The organism is Acidovorax sp. GW821-FHT10E04 (genome assembly GCF_059415185.1).
Genome location: NZ_JBWKMT010000002.1, coordinates 636,064 through 654,796, shown reverse-complemented (window position 1 = coordinate 654,796; position 18,733 = coordinate 636,064). Strand labels below are relative to the sequence as shown.

Here is an 18,733-nt window from a genome sequence, read left to right as displayed (position 1 = left end):
ATGGACGGAGCGCGGCTAGGCCTGCTTGTCCCGTGCAAAGACGGCATCGAATGCGCCCGCCGCGGGCTTGAAGTCGAGCCGCTTGCAGAACGCCGCGCTCTCCGTGGCGCCGTGCACGCGGTCCATGCGGCTGTCTTCCCACTCGACCGAGAGCGGGCCCTGGTAGCCGATGTCGTTGAGCGCGACGATGATGGATTCGAAATCGATCATCCCGCGCCCCACGCTGCGAAAGTCCCAGTGGCGCCGCGCATCGCCAAAGCTGGTGTGGCCGCCGAACGTGCCCACCGTGCCGTCGCCCTTGCCCCACCACACGTCCTTCATGTGGGCGTTGTAGATGCGGTCGGCAAACTGGCGGATGAACTTGATGTAGTCCACGCCCTGGTAGGCCAGGTGGCTGGGGTCGTAGTTAAAGCCGAACCGCTTGTTGCCGCCCACTGCAGCAATCGCCCGCTCGGCCGAGGCGATGTCGAACGCGATTTCGGTGGGGTGCACCTCCAGCGCGAAGTTGATGTCATGCTCCTCGAACACATCGAGGATGGGGCCGAAGCGGTCTGCGAAGTCCACGAACCCCTTGTCCCAATACGCCTGCGTGGTGGGCGGAAACGCGTAGATCGAATGCCACACCGACGAGCCCGTGAAGCCCGTGATCGTCTTCACGCCGAACTTCGCGGCAGCACGCGCCGTATCGGCCAGCTCGGCGGCGGCGCGCTGGCGCACGCCCTCGGGCTCGCCGTCGCCCCACACATGCGGCGGCAGGATGGACTGGTGGCGCTCGTCGATCAGGTCGCACACGGCCTGGCCCACCAGGTGGTTGCCGATGGCAAAGCACTGCAGGCCGTGCTGGGCCAGCAGTGCGTGTTTGTCCTTGACGTACTGGGGCGTCGACAGCGCCTCCTGCACGTTGAAATGGTCGCCCCAGCAGGCCAGCTCCAGGCCGTCGTAGCCCATGCTGCGTGCCAGCGGCGCGAGTTCTGCCAGCGGCAGGTCGGCCCATTGGCCGGTGAAAAGGGTGACGGGTCTTGGCATGGCGGCTCCCAAGGGGCGTGGGGTTGTAGGTGCGAAGCGGCAAGCAGCTATATTTTCAATAGCTGCTTGCGCTTTATGGATAAGCGCTAGAGGCCTATTTGACTCAAAAACACCATCAGAATGGCGAGTCTGGGAAGTAGAAACTCTTCGCGTTCTCTTTGGTGATCAGCACCGACGGGATGATCGTCGTCGCAGGCAGCTTCTCGCCCTTGATGCGCGCCTCGGCCGTCAGCTTGATCGAGTCGTAGATGAACTTGGGGCTGTACGACACGTTGGCCTGGATCAGCGGGTTGCTGCCGTCGGCCAGCGTCTTGATCATGCCCTTGGCACCCGCGCCGCCGAACACCAGCTTGATGTCCTTGCGCTTGGCCTGCTCGATGGCCTTGAGCACGCCCACGGCCATGTCGTCGTCGGCCGCCCACACCGCGTCGATCTGCGGGAAGCGGGTCAGGTAGTCCTGCATCACCTTGAAGGCATCGTCACGGTTCCAGTTGGCGTACTTGGCGTCCAGCAGCTTGATGTCGGGGTGGTTCTTCAGCACCGCGTTGAACGCGTCCATGCGCTCGTTGTCCAGCGTGGTCGCAATGCCGCGCATGGCCACCACGTTGCCCTTGCCGTTCAGCGCCTTGGCGATGTACTCGGCCGGAATCTTGCCAAACGCGGTGTTGTCACCGGCCACATACGCATCTTGCGCGCTGGTGTCGGTCAGGCCACGGTCCACCACCGTCACGTACACACCCTTGGCCTTGACCTGGGCCACGGGCTTGGTCAGCGCCGCCGATTCGAACGGGAAGATGACCAGGGCGTTGATCTTGTTCACCGTGACCAGGTCCTGCAGTTGGTTGGCCTGCTCGGGCGCGCCGCCTGCGGTCTTGACGATGACCTGCAGGCCGGGGTGGGCCTTCTCCAGGTCCTTCTTGGCCTGGTTGGCCCAGTACACGATGCCGCCCGTGAAGCCGTGCGTGGCCGACGGAATGGCGACGCCCACCACCGTCTTGTTGGCCTGCGCCATGGCGGGGCCGGCGAACGCCAGCGCTGCGGCGGCGCCCACGGCCGAGAGGGCCAGGCGGCGGGTGAAGGAAGAAGTTGTCTTGCTATTCATGATGCGTTGTCTCCTGTTGCTATTGCTTTGCTGAAAAATGGCCATGAAAGCCTGGCCGACTGGGGAACACCTTGGAAAAATAAATACGCGCAAAGAGTGGGTGGAAAACTCGAAGTTGTTCCGACCCCTGCGTCACCTCTTGCCGCGCTGCATAAAGGCCACGGCAATGATCACGAAGCCCTGCACCGCCGCATTCAGGTACACGCTGATGATGCTGGTCAGGTTCAAGATATTGCTGATCACCGACAGCAGGATCGCCCCCACCACCGTGCCGGTGATGCTGCCCGCCCCGCCCTTCAACACCGTGCCGCCCACGATGACGGCGGCAATCGCCTCCAGCTCCCACAGCAGCCCCGTGGTGGGCGATGCGGACCCCAGGCGCGGCACGTACAGCAGCGTGGCAATGCCCACGCACACGCCGAGCAGCATGTACGTCAGGATCTTGATCTTGTGCACGTCCACCGCCGCGTACTGCGCCACCTGCTCGTTGGAGCCGATGGCCTGCACATAGCGGCCATAGGCCGTGCGGTTCAGGATCACGCCGCCGATGACAGCGACCAGCAGGAAGATCCACACCGGGATCGGCACACCCAGCAGGTTGGCGTAATACACCGGGCTGTAGATGTCCGACAGGTCGTTCTCGAGCGTGATGGCGCCGCCGTTCGAGAAATACGTGAGGTACGCGCGGAAGATGCCCAGCGTGCCCAGCGTCACGATGAAGGGCTCGATGCGCCCCTTGGTGATGAGCAGGCCGTGCACCAGCCCAAACACCGCGCCCAGCACCACGGCCAGCAGCATGCCCACCACCACGGCCGCCATGGGCGAGCCCAGCACGGGCGCCATCGCGTTCATGAACAAGATGACCGAGCCTGCGATCAGCGCCGCCATCGACCCCACCGACAAATCGATGCCGCCAGAGATGATCACAAAGCACATCCCCACCGCGATGATGCCGATGAAGGCCGTGCGCGTGAGCACGTTCATCACGTTGTCGTAGGTGGCGAAGTTGCTGTTGAGCAGCGTGCCGGCAATGCACAGCAGCACCAGCCCGATGACCGGGCCCAGCCCGTGCAGCTTGCCCCACCAGGCCGTGGCGCCGCCGTGGCGGCCTGCACCAGGTACAGCGGTTGCTGCGGCAGCCGCTGCGGTGGATGCGTTTTCAGCGGGTACCTGTGGCATGTGCGATCAACTCCTCTTCGGTCAAATGTGGTTCTTGCAGCGTGGTCTGCAGCCGCCCGGCGCGCATCACCGCCACGCGGTGGCACAGGCCGATCAGCTCCATCAGTTCGGAAGAAATCACCACCACCGCCAGCCCCTGCTCGGCCAGGCGCTGCACCAGGTGATAGATCTCGCGCTTGGCGCCCACGTCCACGCCGCGCGTGGGCTCGTCCAGCACCACCACGCTGGGGCCGGGGTGCAGCACCTTGGCCAGCGCCAGCTTTTGCTGGTTGCCGCCCGACAGCGACGACGCGCGCACCTCCAGCGACCCGGTGCGGATGCCGAACTCCTGCACCGCATCGCGCAGCGCAGCCTGCTCGGCCGCCGGGTCGAGCCAGGGCTTGGCGTAGCGCTCCAGCGCCATCAGCGTCAGGTTGGGCCGCAGGCTGAAGTGCACGTGCAGGCCCTTGCCCTTGCGGTCTTCGCTCAGGTACGTGAGGCCGTGGCGCGCCGCATCGCGCGGGCTTTTCAAATTCACGGGTTTGCCCGCCAACTCCACCGTGCCGGCCGAGCGCGGGCGCAGGCCCAGCAGGCCTTCGAACAGCTCCGTGCGCCCTGCGCCCACCAGCCCCGCAAAGCCCAGAATCTCGCCGCGCCGCACGTCAAAGCTCACGTCCTCGGCCCAGCCCGGCACCGAGAGGCCGCGCACCTTGATGGCGGGCTCTCCACCCGCAGGCGCGGGCAGCTTGGGCGGGAACAAGTCCGCCAGCTCGCGGCCCACCATCAGGTTGGCCATCTGCCGCCGTGTCACGCTGGCCGTGGGCTCGCGCGCCACCAGCAGGCCGTCGCGCATCACCACCACCTCGTCGGTGGTGCGCTCCACTTCGTCGAGCTTGTGCGATATGTAGATGATGGTCACGCCCGCGGCCTTGAGCCCGGCCATCAGCGCAAACAGGCGCTCCGTCTCGCCCGGGGTCAGCGTGGCGGTGGGCTCGTCCATGATGAGCAGGCGAGCGTTGCGGGCCAGCGCGCGGGCAATCTCCACCAGCTGCTTTTCGGCCACGATGAGCTTGCGCACCCGCGTGTCGGGGTCCAGTGGCAGGCCCACCTGTGCAAGGGCAGCGCGCGTTTTCTCGCGCATCGCGCGGTCATCCAAAAACGGGCCTCGTTTGATCTCATGACCCAAGAAGATGTTCTGCGCAATCGTCAGATCGTCCGCCAGATTGAACTCCTGGTGGATGAGCACGATGCCCTGCGCCTCGGCCGCGCGCGAGCCGCCGCCCGGGGCACGCACCGCGCCGTCCACCACCACCTCGCCGGTGGTCGGGCTCTCGTACCCCGCCAGAATCTTCATCAACGTGGACTTGCCCGCGCCGTTCTCGCCCAGCAGGCCGTACACCCGGCCCGGCTGCAGCGCAAAGCCCACGCCGTGCAGCACGCGCACCGGGCCGAACTCCTTGGTCACATTGCGAAACTCGACAGCGACGCTCATCGTGTGGCCCCCACGGCATTGGCTTTGGTCGCAGAAGAAGAGGCACGCGGCGACAGCGCCAAGCTCTGCTGCATGGCCAGCACACCCGCGCCCACCACGCCGGCATCGTCGGCCAGCGGCGCGTACTGAATCTCCAGGTGCCGCGTAGAGAGCGCCAGCGACCGGTGGTACACGCTCTGCCGCACCGACGCGAGGAACAGCGGCCCCATGTCCGTCACCCGCCCCGCAATGAACACGTGCGACGGGTTGAAGAAATTCACGATGGACGCCAGCATCTGCCCCACCAGGCTGCCCGCGCGCTGAATGATTGCGTTGGCCGCCACATCGCCCGCCCGGCTGGCCTGGGCCACGTCTTCGGTGGTCAGCGTGCCGGTGGCCTGCAGGCGCTCGGCCAGCATCGCGCTCTCGCCGCGCTCCACGGCCTCCATCGCCATGCGCGCCATGGCGGGCGCAGCGGCCATGGCCTCCACACAGCCCTGGTTGCCGCAGTGGCAGCGTGGCCCGCTTTGGTCCACGCAGATGTGGCCCACGTCGCCGGCCGACCCATTGGCACCCCGGTACACCTGCCCGTGGCACACGATGCCGCAACCAATGCCCGTGCCCACCTTGATCACGAGGAAGTTGGGCAGGTTGCGCTGCAGCCGCCACAGCTCGCCCAGCGCCATCAGGTTCACGTCGTTGTCCACAAACACCGGCGCGGCAAACGCCTCGCGCAGGTAGTCGCGGATGGAAAAGCCGTCCCAGTCGGGCATCAGCGGCGGGTTGACGAGCTGCCCGCTTTCAAAGTCCACGGGCCCCGGCACACCCATGCCGATGGCGATCACTTGCGAAGCCTGCAGCCCGCAGCGCGCCAGCAGCTCGCGCATCAGCCCCCGCACCCGCGCCAGGATCACGCCCGGCCCCTGGCGCACATCGATGGGCTCCCTGTGCCGCGCCAGCACCGTCATGTCGGGCCGCATCACCGCAATCTGCATGCTGGTGGCGCCCAGGTCGGCGCCAATCACCACGCCCAGGGTTTCGCTCAATCGAAGGGTTTCGGCCCGCCGGCCGCCAGAAGACTCTTGCAGGCCCACCTCGTCGAGCAGGCCTTCATCGAGCAGCGCCGCGACCATGGCGTTGGCCTTGCTCTTGGAATAGGCCAGGCGCTGCGCCAGCGCATTGCGCGACGCGCCTGCGGACCAGAAGATGGTCTGCAAGACGCCCAGGTCTTCGGCGCCGCAGTGACTCCAGCGGGTGGATGGCAAGGCTTGTCTCCTGTCATGTTTATGTGCAGCACCTCATGGGGGGGCGCTTGACAGGGATGCTATGCGGTCTACTTTGGCCGGGCAAGACTTAACTTTGGCCTACGTTAGATCAAAGTGACCTGAGTGACTTTGATCTTTGCCGATATGAATATTCTTTTCAATCTATACAAGGCCCCTCTGGGTATGTACTCCTCTCCTGGAAGCGCATTTTTTTCATGCCTCTTCAAGCGCCAAGTTGCAAACACCGAATAGCCTCCTTAACCGGCATATGCATATGGCTAGGTCCACCGTAACCACCTCGAAAATACGAAAGTCTATCTTCGTCCCAGTATTTAACAGCCTCGATCTGATCCTTCGCAGGAAAGTATTTCGAACTATTTATCGAGCTGGCTTGTGCTAGGAGGACAGCTATACCCTGCACATAAGACCGACGAAAACTCTCAGAAGTATAATCCGGCAAACCAGTGATTCCAAAAATTCCAGCCAACCGATCTGCATCAGCTTTGTCATTTTCCACAGATCTTGAAATATCAGGATAAAAGCAGTAAACAAAGACACCAAAGATTCTCAACAACTGGTATCCCCAAATAACATTCTTCTTTAGACCGTTTCCAAGCTGCTGGTAGATTTCCAAATGGCGAACAAAAGTTTCCACCTCACGCAAGGAAGAATCGTTTTGCCTAATAAGCGCCTTGCAAAATTCGCTAACACCATTCCCACTCGTCGCCAAGTCAGTAACCATAAGCAATTCACTTTTACTTGCTAACTGTGTGAAGTGTTCTACCGCTGCTAATACGCGACCATCTTCATGCCCCTGATGACCCGGTACAAAATCGGGCAAGCGAAAGCTGAATTTTAGAAATTTGTCAAGATAGCGTTGCGCATCAACTTCGTGCCCGTACCGATGATTGATGGCCGCTTTAAGCTGGCGCTTATTAGTTACTAAAACGAACTGCACCCCATCGACATTGAAGGTGTGTTTAATCACCTCCAACATTTGAACCGCAAAATCCGGTCGACAGCGGTCCAACTCATCAATAAATATAACTATCGGCTCTTCTTTAGCAATGTTTTCCAAAGTCACCTGAAGCGCTTGGAGGTTTTTTTTCGCCTCTTCATGGTCTTTCAGCAATGCTTTTACAGACGCGTCAATCGCTTGATCAGCAGCTTCTTGCATGCGAGCCTCAAGCCCCTCTGCTAAGTCATCAGCGTTTTGCTGAAGCAGATGAGAAACAACCGCTTTACCTGCTGTCGTTGCAGCAAAACGAACCACTGGCATGGCTTTTTTTAGCAGCGTAATTTTCGCGCTGCCTTCTGGCAGCAAGCTCATCACGCCAGACAACACCGTCACGAGCGGGTTGTCGGCATGATCCGCTTGGAATGAATCCACATACAGAATTCGATAGCTTGCATGCGCATCCTTAAATTTGTTTATTAGCTTGTGGCAAAACTCTGTCTTTCCGGTCCCCCAGTCGCCATCGATGACCATGGGAGAAACGTCAACAGCAGACGTCAGTAGTTGAATAGCTTTCTCAGCAACTTGTTCACGACGAAACTCATCGCGCCCATACGCACCTTTGAAAGTCAAACTGCTTAATTCTTGGTAATTCATTCGGATCACTTTGTTTTCGCATCTAAGTGCTACTGCTCAAACCCATTTATTTTCGCAATCTCTAAAACTTTGTGAACATTTTTTTGCGCCAATGAGGGCCTGCCTCAACAAGCACCAGCACACAGCCTTGGGCTGGAAGGTTTGCTCCTTTTTTGATAGCTACCCGCGCTTTACTAATAAGCGCTAGAGCCTCATTTAACTCATATTTCTGTGGGGCATATGTTTGCCTGCGCTGTATAGAATGGCCCCCGATTGGGGCTCCCGCACGCTCTAGCAAAGATCACGCGGCACCACCCCCACCGCTTCGCACCAACGTTGGTAATCCGCCCGGCGATCAGCCATGGTAATCCGCTGCAGCACCGCATGGTGCGGCCCCAGGTACTCCACGCTGCCCTTGACCACCACATGCACCAGCAGCTCTTCGGTGCCCGTCGCCTCCCACCAATCCACATTGCCAGCGGGCTCATGGATGTAGTCGCCCGGCCGCACCACGCGGCCATCGTTCAGGCGGCGCTCGCCTGCCAGCGTCAGGGCGTGCACTTCGCCCGTGTGCCGGTGCAGGCCCAGCCGCGTGCCGGGCGACAGGCGCATCAGTTCCACCCAACCGGCATCGTCGGGCAGGAATTGGATGGGCAGGGACCACTTGCCTTCGCCTTCAGGAATCCAGTCGGCCAGGCCCGCGCGCTCCAGCGTCTGGGCCACGATCACGTCGGCAAGGTGGTTGTTCGTTGTCGTCATCGTCATGTCGGTGCTCCTGGGTAGCTATTGGTTGATGGCTTGCTTGATTGATTGCTTACTGCTCGGGGTGTTGGTGGCGGTATTCCTGCGTGCGGCCGCCAAAGCCGTAGGCGGTGGCGCGCACGTCCTGCACGTAGACATAGCTTTCGGGGTGCAGCGCGCCCAGCAGGCCCTCGAAGGCTGCGAACGCCTCGGCGATGTAGCGCGCCTTTTCGGCCTTGGTGTTGGTCTCGTCCACCACCTTGACGTCGAAGTAGAAGCTCGACTGCTTGAGGTCGGCCAGCGACCGGCCGGCGACGTACCAGTCGGCGGGGTCGACAAAGGTGATGACCACAGCGGTGAGGTCGCGCCGCTTGCCGAGCACGCGGGTGGTCAGGTCCAGCAGGGTTTCTGCAATGCAGGCAGACAGCTCGGGCGTGCGTTGGGCAGACACTTTGACATTGAGGATGGGCATGGAGGGCTCCTGTTGAAGTCGTTGGGTTGAAGGAGCCTTCACTGTAGAAATTGCGCCCCGCCACGGAAACCGCCCGTGGCGATAATGGCTTTTGCTCCGCACGCAAAGGCGCGCACGATGAAACAAGAACCCCGCTCCTTCCTCCCCGATCCGGCCGACCTGCGGTGGCTGGTGCGGTCGCTCGACCTGCGCTCGTTTTCTGCAGCGGCGCGCGAGATGGATGTGGCGGTGTCGGTGGTGGCGCGCGGTGTGGACCGGCTGGAGGCCGGCTACGGGGTGCGCTTGCTGCGCCGGTCCACGCACGGCCTGTCGGCCACGCCCGAGGGTGCAGAACTGGCACAGGAAGCGCGTGCCTTGCTGGCGCAGCTGGAGGACATCGGTGCATCGCTGTCGGACCAGCGCAGCCGCGTGGCGGGCACCTTGCGCCTGGCCTCCAGCCAGGAGATTTGCGAAGCGCTGGTGCTGCCCCACCTGGCGGACCTGCAGGCGCGCTACCCCGCGCTGCGGGTGGAACTGCTGGCCGATGACCGCGTGGCCGACCTGGTGACGGAGGGCATCGACGTGGCGCTGCGCACCACCGTGGGCCACAGCGACCTGGTGGTGGCGCGCGAGTTGGGCCGGTTCGAGCGGCGCCTGTACGCGGCCCCTGCATACTTGGAACAGCACGGCACGCCCGCCGACCCCAGCGAGCTGCCGCAGCACCACACCGTCACGCACACCGCACAGGGGCCTGCCGTGACCTGGGCTTTTCGCAATGCACAAGGCAAGCCGCTGGAGGTGACCGTGCGCTCGCGCCTGGCGGCCAGCAGTTCGGCCCTGGTGCACCACGCACTGGTGAGCGGCGCGGGCATCGGCATGCTGTCCAGCCCACTCGCGGCGGCCGACGTGGCGCAAGGCCGGTTGGTGGAGGTGTTGGCGCCTTTTGCGTCCCGCACGGTGCACACGCTGTACGCGGTGTCGTCACCGGGCCGGCGCAATGCGGCCAGGGTGAAGGCGGTGATTGATTTTCTGGCGAAGGCGGCCAAGGACCGATGGGCGCTGGCGCCTGTGCGTTGAGGTTTTTTGGCACAACCGTTCGGGCTGAGCCTGTCGAAGCCTCGCGCGGCGCTTCGACAAGCCTGTCCTGAGCCTGTCGAAGGGCTCAGCGTGAACGGATTTTGGCGGCGCTGATTTTGAACCGCCCGTGCCGTGCGGGCTGAGCGCTAAACAGGCAGGAACGAATCTCTCCCACCGTTCGGGCTGAGCTTGTCGAAGCCTTGCGCGGCGCTTCGACAAGCCTGTCCTGAGCCTGTCGAAGGGCTCAACGTGAACGGTGTCCGGGTCATTGGGCGCCGCCTTGACGAGCGGCCGTTGCCACCCAACCCCGGAACGCAAACCCCATGTAAAACATCCGCACGTCGCCGAACCCGGCCTCGTGCAGGATCGCCTCGTCTTCCTGCGGCGTCAGCACAGCCAGCTCCGCAGCCACCTTGTCCCGCGCCCTGGCCGCATGCTCCGGCGCCACGCCCGACGCCACCTGAAACGCCGCATAGCGCGACAGCCACAGGTCGCGCTCCCCTGCCCCGCCTTCGCCGCCAAAGCCAGCGCCAGCATCTCCGTCTTCCACGCTCAGGTGCACCGCGACAAACGGTGCCCCGGGCTTCAATCGCCGCCGGATTTCCGTGGCCATGGCCACGCGCTCCTCACGCGGCACAAAGTGAAAAGTCAGCAGACACGTCGCGCCATCGAACGGCCCGTCCGGCGCGCTCTGCACATAGCCGTGGTGCAGCGCCACGCGGTCGCCCGACACGCCCGCGCTCTGCAGCCGCTGCGCCGCCAGGTCCAGCATGGGCTGGCTGGGGTCCACGCCGTCGAACCGCCAGCCGGGGTGCGCCAGTGCCATGTCTTGCAGCTCCAGCCCGCCGCCCGCGCCCACCACCAGCACCCGGCCGTCGGCGGGCACGCGCTCGGCCAGCAGGATGCGCACCATGGGCAGCACGCTGTCGTAGCCGGGCACGTTGCGGCGGGGGCCTTCGGCGTAGCGGGCTACTGCGGCAGGGTCGGTGAAGGGTGTGGTGGCGGGATGGGTCATGGGGTGTGTGCGGTCGTGTTTGTTCGGCGTTTTAGGCCAGGCTCTGCCGGGGGGTTGGATGCGGCTGTGAAAGGTTTCGACAGGCTCAACCCGATCGGATGGGGTGTGCTGTGCGCGGTTTCGACAAGCTCAACCCGAACGGTTGGGGGTGAATGGCGGGTGTCAAAAATCGAGCCAAATCAGCCTCTGGCGCTTATTCACAAAGCGCTGATAGCTATCGATTCAGTAGCGACACACCTCTGCGCCAGCGCAGGTTGTGGGCACATGCTACCATCACGCAACTTTTAATGTTGCATGAAACGAGACAGCCGACTTTCCACCGTTCTCCACGCCCTGCTGCACATGGCAGAGATGGATGGCCCCGCCACGTCCGAGTCGCTGGCGCAGGCCATGCAGACCAACCCCGTCGTCGTGCGCCGCCTGATGGCGGGGCTGCGGTATGCGGGGTTCGTCACGTCGGCCAAGGGGCATGGAGGGGGGTGGGTGCTGTCGTGCCCGCTGTCCGAAGTCACCCTGCGCGACATCCACGAAGCGCTGGGCGCGCCCACGCTGCTGGCGGTGGGCAACCGGGTGGAGAGCCCGGGCTGCATCGTCGAGCAGGCCGTCAACCGCGCGCTGACCGACGCGTACCAGGCCGCCGAAGAGGTGCTGCTGGCCCGCCTGGGCGAGGTGACGCTGGCGCAGCTGTCGGCCGAGTTTCATCAACGCATGGTGGCAGGGTGCCACGGTCACAAGGAGATTTCTCATGGCGGCAGCAGCAATGACAACCACCCAAGCGTATGAGGTGATCGTGATAGGCGGCAGCTTTGCCGGCCTGTCGGCCGCAATGCAGCTGGCGCGGGCCCGGCGGCGCGTGTGCGTGGTGGATGCGGGCCAGCCGCGCAACCGGTTTGCCGCCGCATCGCACGGCTTCTTCGGGCAGGACGGCGAGCCGCCGCTGGCGATGATCGAGCAGGCGCGCCGCAAGCTGCTGGCCTACCCCACGGTGGCGCTGCGCCAGGGCACGGCCGTGTCTGCGACGGCGCAGCAAAGCGCGGGGTCGCCGGAGAGCGGCTTTGCCGTGGTGCTGGACGATGGCACGCACCTGGAGGCTCACAAGCTGGTGCTGGCCTTTGGCGTTCAAGATGGCCTGCCCGACATTGTTGGCCTGCGCGAGCGCTGGGGCACCAGCGTGCTGCACTGCCCGTATTGCCACGGCTACGAGTTTGCGGGCCAGCGGCTGGGCGTGCTGTACCACTCGCCGCAGTCGGGCATGCACGCGCAGCTGATCGCCGACTGGGGCCCGACCACCCTCTTCCTGAACGGCGACACCACGCTGGAGCCCGCCGAGCACGAGCGGCTGCTGTCGCTGGGCATTGCGGTGGAGCCTGCGCGCATTGCGGCGCTGGAAGGGCCCGGTCGAACACTGAACGGCGTGCGCCTGGTAGCCAATGACGGCGCCGATGGCCGTCTGGTGCCGATTGACGCCTTGTATGTTGCTGCGACGACAAGCCCCGCCAGCCCGCTGGCCGAACAACTGGGCTGCGCGCTGGACGACGGCCCCATGGGCCCGTGCATCCGCACCGATGCGAACAAGATGACCACAGTGCCGGGCGTGTATGCGGCGGGCGACGCCACGCTGATGCGGCACAACGCCACGCTGGCGTCGGCCGAAGGGGTGCTGGCGGGCGTGGGGGCGCACCAGGCGCTGGTGTTTGGGCAATAAGAGCAGCTAACAAAACTCTTCTGGCGTTGTTGCCGCGTCTTGTCGTACTGCTCGTACTGCCTGCGACGCAGCGCCTAGCCAGAACCGCTTCGCTGATTTTTGTTAGCCGCTCTAAGTAGCGCAACGCTGCCGCGGCACCAGGCCACAAAGTAGCAAGATCGGCTAAGTACGGCGCGCAAGCTGCGGCACACTCTGCGGCCATGAGCCTGGACCAGAGCGCCGATCAGCACTACCGCAACCGCGTGGCCCGCGTGATCGCCCACATCGTGGCGCACCCGCTGGCAGCGCATCGGCTGGAGGACCTGGCCGCCATTGCCCATTTTTCCCCTTTTCACTTCCACCGCGTCTACAGCAGCATTGCGGGCGAAACCGTGGCCGCCACGGTGCGCCGCGTGCGCCTGGCCTTGGCCACGCTGCTGCTGGAGCAAGGCGGGCAGAGCATCACCCAGGTGGCGATGGAGGTGGGGTACGACAGCCCGCAGGCCTTCACCCGCGCGTTCAGCCAGTTCACCGGGCAGTCGCCACGGGCGTTCCAGCGGGATATGCACCGCCTCATCCTTGATCCAGGCGCCGCAAACGCGCACGAAAACGCGCATGCAAAGGCCGAGCAAACGCTGGCCGTTCAGATCGTCGAGCGCCCGGCGCAGCGCCTGCATGCGCTGCGCCACCAGGGGCCACCATCCACCATTCCCCACACGCAGCGGCGGCTGTACCTGCAGTGCGGGCAGCGCGCAGCCCACCGGCTGGGCGCATCGTGCGGAGACCCGCAGGATACGGGCGGCGGCTTTCGCTACTACGCGGCGGTGGTGCTGCCAGAGCCGCTCCCGGCGGCAGATGGCGGGCTGGAACGGCTGGAAATCCCGGCAGGCCTGTATGCACGCCACACGCTGACAGGCCCCTACACGCGCATCAACGCGGCACTGGCGGCCATCCACACACGCTGGCTCCCCGCCAGCGGCTATGAGCCGGACGACCGCCCCACGCTGGAGCACTACCTCAACTCCCCCCGCAACGCCGCGCAGGCGGACCTGCGCACCGACCTGCTGATTCCCATCCGCCCCACCACATCCCCATGACCCGTTTTCGCTGGCTCTTTCGTTCCCTTTTGCCCGCAGCGCTGTGCAGCGCCGCCACCCTGGCCCACGCTGCGGGCTTTGCCTTTGTCGAGGTGCCTGCAGACAAGGACGGGCCCGCGCTGCGCGGCGCCGTGTGGTCGCCCTGCAGCGCGCCGCCGGGCCGCATCGACCTGTCGCCGCTGGTGCTGCAAGGCACGCGGGACTGCCCCGTCACCGGCCAAGGCCTGCCGTTGATCGTCATGTCGCACGGCGCGGGCGGTTCGGCCCTGGGGCACCACGACACGGCGGCCACGCTGGCCGAGGCGGGCTATGTGGTGGCCGCTATCAATCACCCGGGCGACAACTTTCAGGACCTGAGCCGCCAGGGTCACCTGTCGGCCTTTGCCACGCGGCCCGTGGACATGAAGCGGCTGACGGACTACATGCTGGGCGCGTGGCCCCAGCGCGCGCAGCTGGACGCGGGCAAGGTCGGTTTCTTCGGCTTTTCACGCGGCGGCTACACGGGCCTGGTGGCCATCGGCGCCGTGCCGGACTGGACGTCACGGCAGGACCTGTGCTCGCCGCTATCCACCCGCCCCTTGTGCGGCGAGATTCGGCGCAAAGAGATCCCCACCACGCCCGCGCCGGACCCGCGCATTCGGGCGGCAGTCATCGTCGACCCCTTGAGCGTGTTCGATGCCAAAGGCCTGGGGCAAGTCAAAACCCCCGTCCAGCTGTGGGCCTCGGCACTGGGCGGCGATGGCGTCACGCTGCAAAGCGTGGAGACCGTGCGCCAGGGCCTGCCCAGCGCGCCCGAGTGGCATCTGGCCGCCAACGCGGGGCACTTCGCCTTTCTGGCGCCCTGCTCGCCAGCGCTGGCCGAGGCAGTGCCGGGCATCTGCCGCGATGGCGCGGGGTTTGACCGCGTGGCCTTTCACCAGGTTTTCAATGCGCAGGTGCTGGCGTTCTTTCGGCGGCACATCGCGGCAGCCAAAGCGCCCTGACGGCAGGCTGGAATTCGTCGCACCCACACGGCCCGTGGGTTGACGCAGCGAGCGCCAGCCACCTACACTGCCAACCTCGCATCTGATCCTTGGAATCGGAGCGAACCGCAAAGCCCTCCACCACCGTCGAGGGCTTTTTTTCGTCCGCCCTATGGAAAGCTCTCCCTGCTTGCAGAGAGGGCTTTTTGCATTTCTGGAGCCTTTCTCATCATGCACACCGCTTCGACACACGCCGCTCCCGCAGCCGTTGCAGGCACCGTCCCCCGCATTCACCTGGTCATTGGGCCGGTGGGCGCGGGCAAGTCCACCTTCGTCCGCCAATTGGTGCAGCGGCACCGCGCCGTGCCGCTGAACCTGGACGACTGGATGGCCACGCTGTTTTCGCCGGACCGGCCCGATACCGCCGATGTGATGGCCTGGTACGTGCCCCGCACCCTGCGCTGCCTGGAGCAGATCTGGAAAACCGCAGAAGCCGTGCTGGCCGCGGGCAACGATGTGGTGCTGGAGGCGGGCCTGATCCAGCAGCACCAGCGCGACGCCTTTTATGCGCGCATGGGGCCGTGGGCTGACGCGATGACGGTGTACCTGCTGGACGCACCGCGCGAGATGCGGCGCGAGCGCGTGTTGCGGCGCAATGCCGAGCAGGGAGAGACGTTCTCGATGGTGGTGCCCCCGCACATCTTTGAGCTGGCCAGCGACCTGTGGCAGCCGCCCAGTGATGCGGAGTGCGCCGAGCGGTCGGTGGTGTTTGTGCCGATGGCAGAGCGGCTGCGCTGAGCTGTCGGGCCATCAGCCCGATTGGGCAACAGCAGCCCGGCCCGGCCGCCGAATCGTCCACAGCGCCGCGGCCATCAGCCCCACGCCCGCCAGTTGCACGGGGCTGAGCGTGCGGCCATACACCACCCAGTCCACCAGCACCGCCGTGAGCGGGTACACGAACTGCAGCACCGCGACGCGCCCCAGCCCCAGGCGCGCCATGCCGGCAAACAGCACCACGTAGGCCAGGCCGGTGTGCAGCACCCCCAGGCCCAGCAGCCAGCCCCAGGCTGCACCCTGCTGCGGCCAGCCAAGCACGAAGGGGGCCCAGGCCAGCGCCACCGCGCCCACCAGGCACTGCCACAGCGCCATGGCAAAGGGGCTGATGGTCTTTTGCGTGTTGGCGAGCAGCGTGACGCCGGCGTAGCACAGCGAGCCGCCCAGGCACATCAGTACCCCGGCCATGTAGCCGCCACTGCTGCTGGCCGCAGCAGCCGCTGTGGTGCCGTCCAGCAGGCCGGTGGTCAGCACCAGCCCCCCCAGCGCGGCCAGGGTGGCCAGCCACTGCATGGGCGAGACGGCTTCGCGCAGGAACAGCGCGCCGAACACGATGACCCAGATAGGCTGGATATGAAAGATCACCGTGGCCACGGCGATGGAGGTGCGCGGGATGGCCGCGAAGAACAGCGCCCAGTTCAGCACCATGAGCACGCCCGTGGCGCAGGCCACCCAGCGCGCGCGGCCGTTCAGCAGCAATTCACGCCCCCGGCCCGTGGCCAGGCACCAGGCCAGCAGCGCCAGCGCGCCGAACGCGCAGCGAAACCACACGGTGACCAGCGGGTGCTGGCCCGCCTCTTCCACGAACACGCCGATGGTGCCCAGCAGCACGCCACCGGCGATGAGCAGCCACTGGCCGTCCCGCTCGCGCGCGTTGCCGGGCGTGGGGGCGTTGGCAACAGTGGACGGCGCGGCGATGCTGGCTTTGTGGTTCATGCGGTCAATGCTCGAAGATTGCCGCTTTGGTGTAAAGCGCATAGTTCGAAGAGATACCATTCGATAAACGAATCACCGCAAAGCCATGGTCTGGCTTGGCGGCATGCTCCACCCACAAGGACACGCCCCATGAACCACCCGGATTTCCAGATCGACTGGCTGCGCGCCTTCGTGGCGGTGGTCGATGCAGGCTCGCTCTCGGGCGCGGCGCCGCTGGTGCACCGGTCGCAGTCGGCGGTCAGCATGCAGATCAAGAAGCTGGAGGCCGCGCTGGGCCGCCCGGTGCTGCTGCGCGGGCCGCGCCACCTGGAGGTGACCCCCGCCGGGGCCGAGCTGCTGTCGTACGCGCGCCGCGTGCTCGACCTGCAGGCCGAGGCGCACACGGCGCTGTTCGGCCCGCAGCTGGCCGGGCGGGTGCGGCTGGGCGTGCCGGACGACTACGCCAGCGCCTACCTCACGCCGGTGCTGCGCAGCTTTGCGCACCGCTACCACGGGGTGGAGATCGAGCTGACGTGCGAGCAGTCCACCTCGCTGATCCCGCGCCTGGGGCGGGGCGAGCTGGACCTGGCCCTGGTCTCGCGCGACAAGCCCCAGCGCGGGCGCTTCTTGTTCCACGAGCCGCTGGTGTGGGTGGGCTCGCCGCAGCTGGAAGTGTGGCGGCGCGACCCCTTGCCGATTGCGGTGTATGAATCGGCCAGCCTGGCCCGCATGGCGACGATGAAGGCCCTGGCCGCGCGGCGGCGGGCGCACCGCATCGTGTACCACAGTTCCAGCCTGGCGGGGCAGCTGGCCGCCGTGGAAAGCGGCCTGGCCGTGGCGGTGCTCACGCGCTGCAGCGTGCCCGCGCATCTGCAGATACTGCAGGACCTGCCGGCGGAGTTCGACCTGCCGCCGCTCGATTCGATGGACGTGGCGGTGCTGCGCAGCAAGGTGTCGCTGCGCTCGCCGGCGGTGGATGCGATGTACGAGCAGATGGTGCGCACGCTGGGGGGTTGACGGCGCGTGGAGGGACGCGGCCTGCGTGCCGGCCTGCACGCGGGTACCCGCAGCAACCCTGCCGCCGCAAGGCACTTGCGCGACCGTGGCTGCGGCGCAATCCAGTTCTAATGTTCGGCACCGGGCCGCGCCCTTGGACGAAGGGCGCGCCCTCCTTCCTTCCCACCGAAAGCCACCCATGACCACCACCGCCACCATCCCCGCGACCGCGCTGCAACTGCGCTCGCTCGTCCAGCCCGACGGCACCTTGCAGATCAGCCTGGAGCCCACGCCCGTGCCCACGCCGGGGCCCGACGAGGTGCTGATCCAGGTGCAGGCCACGCCCATCAACCCGTCGGACATCGGCCTGCTGCTCGGTCCCGCCGACCTGGCCACCGTCCAGGTATCCGGCAGCCCTGACCGGCCGGTGGCGACCGCCCGCATCCCCGAACGCGCCATGCCCGGCATGGCCGCTCGCATCGGCCAGAGCATGCCGGTGGGCAACGAGGGCGCGGGCCTGGTGGTGGCCGCCGGCGCGTCACCCGCCGCGCAGGCGCTGCTGGGCCGCACGGTGGCGGTGATCGGCGGCGCCATGTACGCGCAGTACCGCGCCATGCCAGCGGCGCAATGCCTGCCGTTGCCCGAAGGCACCACGGCGGCCGAAGGCGCATCGTGCTTCGTCAACCCGCTGACCGCGCTGAGCATGGTCGAGGCCATGAAGCGCGAAGGCCATACCGCGCTGGTGCACACCGCCGCGGCCAGCAACCTGGGGCAGATGCTGGTCAGGATCTGCCAGAAGGACGGCATCGGCCTGGTCAACATCGTGCGCAAGCCCGATCAGGCGGCGCTGCTGCGCGGCATGGGCGCGCAACATGTGTGCGACAGCAGCGCGCCCACTTTCATGGCCGACCTGACCGACGCTCTCGCGGCCACGGGCGCCACCATCGCGTTCGACGCCACGGGCGGCGGCACGCTGGCCGGGCAGATCCTGCAGTGCATGGAAGCGGCCGTCAACCGCAAGGCGCAGGAGTACAGCCGCTATGGCTCGGCGGTGCACAAGCAGGTGTACCTGTACGGCCACCTGGACACGCGCCCCACCGAGATCCAGCGCACCTTTGGCATGGCCTGGGGCGTGGGCGGCTGGCTGCTGTTTCCCTTCCTGCAGAAAATCGGTGACGCGGCGGCCCAGGCGCTGCGCGCGCGCGTGGCGGCCGAGCTGAAAACCACGTTCGCCAGCCACTACGCGCGCACGGTGTCGCTGGCGGGGGCGCTCAGCGCCGATGCCATCGCCTTCTACGGCGCGCGCAACACGGGCGCCAAGGTGCTGATCGATCCGTCGATGGAATAA

At 65.7% G+C, this 18,733-nt stretch carries 18 protein-coding genes; 8 read left to right on the top strand and 10 right to left on the bottom strand.

Features of this window, described 5'->3' with window-relative positions; genetic code table 11:
• Positions 1 to 15: 15 nt before the first annotated feature.
• The 8 genes from AC07OC_RS08035 to AC07OC_RS08000 form a co-directional block, all read right to left on the bottom strand.
• The gene (locus AC07OC_RS08035; protein ID WP_494600778.1) at positions 16 to 1,026 is read right to left on the bottom strand and encodes a sugar phosphate isomerase/epimerase family protein; all 1,011 of its coding nucleotides are present in this window, start codon (positions 1,024 to 1,026) and stop codon (positions 16 to 18) included.
• Between the two features lie 115 nt (positions 1,027 to 1,141).
• A complete protein-coding gene (locus AC07OC_RS08030; RefSeq protein WP_218338836.1) occupies positions 1,142 to 2,128 on the bottom strand; it encodes a substrate-binding domain-containing protein in 987 nt (328 codons plus the stop codon).
• Positions 2,129 to 2,260: 132 nt separating this feature from the next.
• Positions 2,261 to 3,307, bottom strand: a complete 1,047-nt coding sequence (locus AC07OC_RS08025) for an ABC transporter permease (RefSeq protein WP_218338837.1) — start codon at positions 3,305 to 3,307, stop codon at positions 2,261 to 2,263.
• The gene (locus AC07OC_RS08020; RefSeq protein ID WP_218338838.1) at positions 3,288 to 4,778 is read right to left on the bottom strand and encodes a sugar ABC transporter ATP-binding protein; all 1,491 of its coding nucleotides are present in this window, start codon (positions 4,776 to 4,778) and stop codon (positions 3,288 to 3,290) included. The genes AC07OC_RS08025 and AC07OC_RS08020 overlap by 20 nt, the downstream gene beginning before the upstream one ends.
• Positions 4,775 to 6,022: an ROK family transcriptional regulator gene (locus AC07OC_RS08015; RefSeq protein WP_370627721.1), complete on the bottom strand. Its 1,248-nt coding sequence runs from the start codon at positions 6,020 to 6,022 to the stop codon at positions 4,775 to 4,777. The genes AC07OC_RS08020 and AC07OC_RS08015 overlap by 4 nt, the downstream gene beginning before the upstream one ends.
• A gap of 223 nt (positions 6,023 to 6,245) precedes the next feature.
• The gene (locus tag AC07OC_RS08010; RefSeq protein WP_255590840.1) at positions 6,246 to 7,634 is read right to left on the bottom strand and encodes a KAP family P-loop NTPase fold protein; all 1,389 of its coding nucleotides are present in this window, start codon (positions 7,632 to 7,634) and stop codon (positions 6,246 to 6,248) included.
• 270 nt (positions 7,635 to 7,904) lie between these two features.
• Positions 7,905 to 8,378, bottom strand: coding sequence for a cupin domain-containing protein (locus AC07OC_RS08005; RefSeq protein WP_218338839.1), 474 nt, complete (start codon positions 8,376 to 8,378; stop codon positions 7,905 to 7,907).
• Positions 8,379 to 8,427: 49 nt separating this feature from the next.
• Positions 8,428 to 8,826 carry a tautomerase family protein gene (locus AC07OC_RS08000; protein ID WP_494600774.1) on the bottom strand — a complete coding sequence of 133 codons (399 nt, stop codon included), beginning with the start codon at positions 8,824 to 8,826 and terminating at the stop codon, positions 8,428 to 8,430.
• Between the two features lie 117 nt (positions 8,827 to 8,943).
• Between AC07OC_RS08000 and AC07OC_RS07995 the strand changes: the two genes are divergently transcribed.
• Positions 8,944 to 9,882 carry a LysR family transcriptional regulator gene (locus AC07OC_RS07995; RefSeq protein ID WP_494600772.1) on the top strand — a complete coding sequence of 313 codons (939 nt, stop codon included), beginning with the start codon at positions 8,944 to 8,946 and terminating at the stop codon, positions 9,880 to 9,882.
• Between the two features lie 265 nt (positions 9,883 to 10,147).
• Here the strand turns inward: AC07OC_RS07995 and AC07OC_RS07990 are convergent, their stop codons facing one another.
• Complete coding sequence (locus tag AC07OC_RS07990; RefSeq protein WP_494600770.1) at positions 10,148 to 10,897, bottom strand: class I SAM-dependent methyltransferase; 750 nt, start codon at positions 10,895 to 10,897, stop codon at positions 10,148 to 10,150.
• Positions 10,898 to 11,191: 294 nt separating this feature from the next.
• On the opposite strand from AC07OC_RS07990, the gene AC07OC_RS07985 reads away from it, so the two are divergent.
• From AC07OC_RS07985 to AC07OC_RS07965, 5 genes are all read left to right on the top strand, one after another.
• Positions 11,192 to 11,680, top strand: coding sequence for an Rrf2 family transcriptional regulator (locus AC07OC_RS07985; RefSeq protein ID WP_218382628.1), 489 nt, complete (start codon positions 11,192 to 11,194; stop codon positions 11,678 to 11,680).
• On the top strand, positions 11,658 to 12,602 hold the full coding sequence (locus AC07OC_RS07980; RefSeq protein ID WP_494600768.1) for an NAD(P)/FAD-dependent oxidoreductase: 945 nt from the start codon (positions 11,658 to 11,660) through the stop codon (positions 12,600 to 12,602). Before AC07OC_RS07985 ends, AC07OC_RS07980 begins: the two co-directional genes overlap by 23 nt.
• 200 nt (positions 12,603 to 12,802) lie before the next feature.
• Positions 12,803 to 13,678 carry an AraC family transcriptional regulator gene (locus tag AC07OC_RS07975; RefSeq protein WP_218338843.1) on the top strand — a complete coding sequence of 292 codons (876 nt, stop codon included), beginning with the start codon at positions 12,803 to 12,805 and terminating at the stop codon, positions 13,676 to 13,678.
• On the top strand, positions 13,675 to 14,661 hold the full coding sequence (locus AC07OC_RS07970; protein WP_218338844.1) for an alpha/beta hydrolase family protein: 987 nt from the start codon (positions 13,675 to 13,677) through the stop codon (positions 14,659 to 14,661). The genes AC07OC_RS07975 and AC07OC_RS07970 overlap by 4 nt, the downstream gene beginning before the upstream one ends.
• 210 nt (positions 14,662 to 14,871) lie before the next feature.
• Positions 14,872 to 15,438 (top strand): P-loop nucleotide/nucleoside kinase family protein, encoded by a 567-nt coding sequence (locus AC07OC_RS07965; RefSeq protein ID WP_218338845.1) that lies wholly within the window; start codon positions 14,872 to 14,874, stop codon positions 15,436 to 15,438.
• Between the two features lie 12 nt (positions 15,439 to 15,450).
• Here the strand turns inward: AC07OC_RS07965 and AC07OC_RS07960 are convergent, their stop codons facing one another.
• Positions 15,451 to 16,410 (bottom strand): DMT family transporter, encoded by a 960-nt coding sequence (locus tag AC07OC_RS07960; protein ID WP_218338846.1) that lies wholly within the window; start codon positions 16,408 to 16,410, stop codon positions 15,451 to 15,453.
• Positions 16,411 to 16,539: 129 nt separating this feature from the next.
• Between AC07OC_RS07960 and AC07OC_RS07955 the strand changes: the two genes are divergently transcribed.
• A complete protein-coding gene (locus AC07OC_RS07955; protein WP_218338847.1) occupies positions 16,540 to 17,406 on the top strand; it encodes a LysR family transcriptional regulator in 867 nt (288 codons plus the stop codon).
• 178 nt (positions 17,407 to 17,584) lie between these two features.
• Entirely contained in the window at positions 17,585 to 18,733 is a 1,149-nt protein-coding gene (locus AC07OC_RS07950) for a zinc-binding dehydrogenase (protein WP_218338848.1), read from the top strand.

Excerpts from the sequence above, each read along its gene's own strand:
- AC07OC_RS08035 (WP_494600778.1), bottom strand. The coding sequence starts at position 1,026 with ATGCCAAGACCCGTCACCCTTTTCACCGGCCAATGGGCCGACCTGCCG.
- AC07OC_RS08030 (WP_218338836.1), bottom strand. The coding sequence starts at position 2,128 with ATGAATAGCAAGACAACTTCTTCCTTCACCCGCCGCCTGGCCCTCTCG.
- AC07OC_RS08025 (WP_218338837.1), bottom strand. The coding sequence starts at position 3,307 with ATGCCACAGGTACCCGCTGAAAACGCATCCACCGCAGCGGCTGCCGCA.
- AC07OC_RS08020 (WP_218338838.1), bottom strand. The coding sequence starts at position 4,778 with ATGAGCGTCGCTGTCGAGTTTCGCAATGTGACCAAGGAGTTCGGCCCG.
- AC07OC_RS08010 (WP_255590840.1), bottom strand. The coding sequence starts at position 7,634 with ATGAATTACCAAGAATTAAGCAGTTTGACTTTCAAAGGTGCGTATGGG.
- AC07OC_RS08005 (WP_218338839.1), bottom strand. The coding sequence starts at position 8,378 with ATGACGATGACGACAACGAACAACCACCTTGCCGACGTGATCGTGGCC.
- AC07OC_RS08000 (WP_494600774.1), bottom strand. The coding sequence starts at position 8,826 with ATGCCCATCCTCAATGTCAAAGTGTCTGCCCAACGCACGCCCGAGCTG.
- AC07OC_RS07995 (WP_494600772.1), top strand. The coding sequence starts at position 8,944 with ATGAAACAAGAACCCCGCTCCTTCCTCCCCGATCCGGCCGACCTGCGG.
- AC07OC_RS07990 (WP_494600770.1), bottom strand. The coding sequence starts at position 10,897 with ATGACCCATCCCGCCACCACACCCTTCACCGACCCTGCCGCAGTAGCC.
- AC07OC_RS07985 (WP_218382628.1), top strand. The coding sequence starts at position 11,192 with ATGAAACGAGACAGCCGACTTTCCACCGTTCTCCACGCCCTGCTGCAC.
- AC07OC_RS07980 (WP_494600768.1), top strand. The coding sequence starts at position 11,658 with ATGACAACCACCCAAGCGTATGAGGTGATCGTGATAGGCGGCAGCTTT.
- AC07OC_RS07975 (WP_218338843.1), top strand. The coding sequence starts at position 12,803 with ATGAGCCTGGACCAGAGCGCCGATCAGCACTACCGCAACCGCGTGGCC.
- AC07OC_RS07970 (WP_218338844.1), top strand. The coding sequence starts at position 13,675 with ATGACCCGTTTTCGCTGGCTCTTTCGTTCCCTTTTGCCCGCAGCGCTG.
- AC07OC_RS07965 (WP_218338845.1), top strand. The coding sequence starts at position 14,872 with ATGCACACCGCTTCGACACACGCCGCTCCCGCAGCCGTTGCAGGCACC.
- AC07OC_RS07960 (WP_218338846.1), bottom strand. The coding sequence starts at position 16,410 with ATGAACCACAAAGCCAGCATCGCCGCGCCGTCCACTGTTGCCAACGCC.
- AC07OC_RS07955 (WP_218338847.1), top strand. The coding sequence starts at position 16,540 with ATGAACCACCCGGATTTCCAGATCGACTGGCTGCGCGCCTTCGTGGCG.
- AC07OC_RS07950 (WP_218338848.1), top strand. The coding sequence starts at position 17,585 with ATGACCACCACCGCCACCATCCCCGCGACCGCGCTGCAACTGCGCTCG.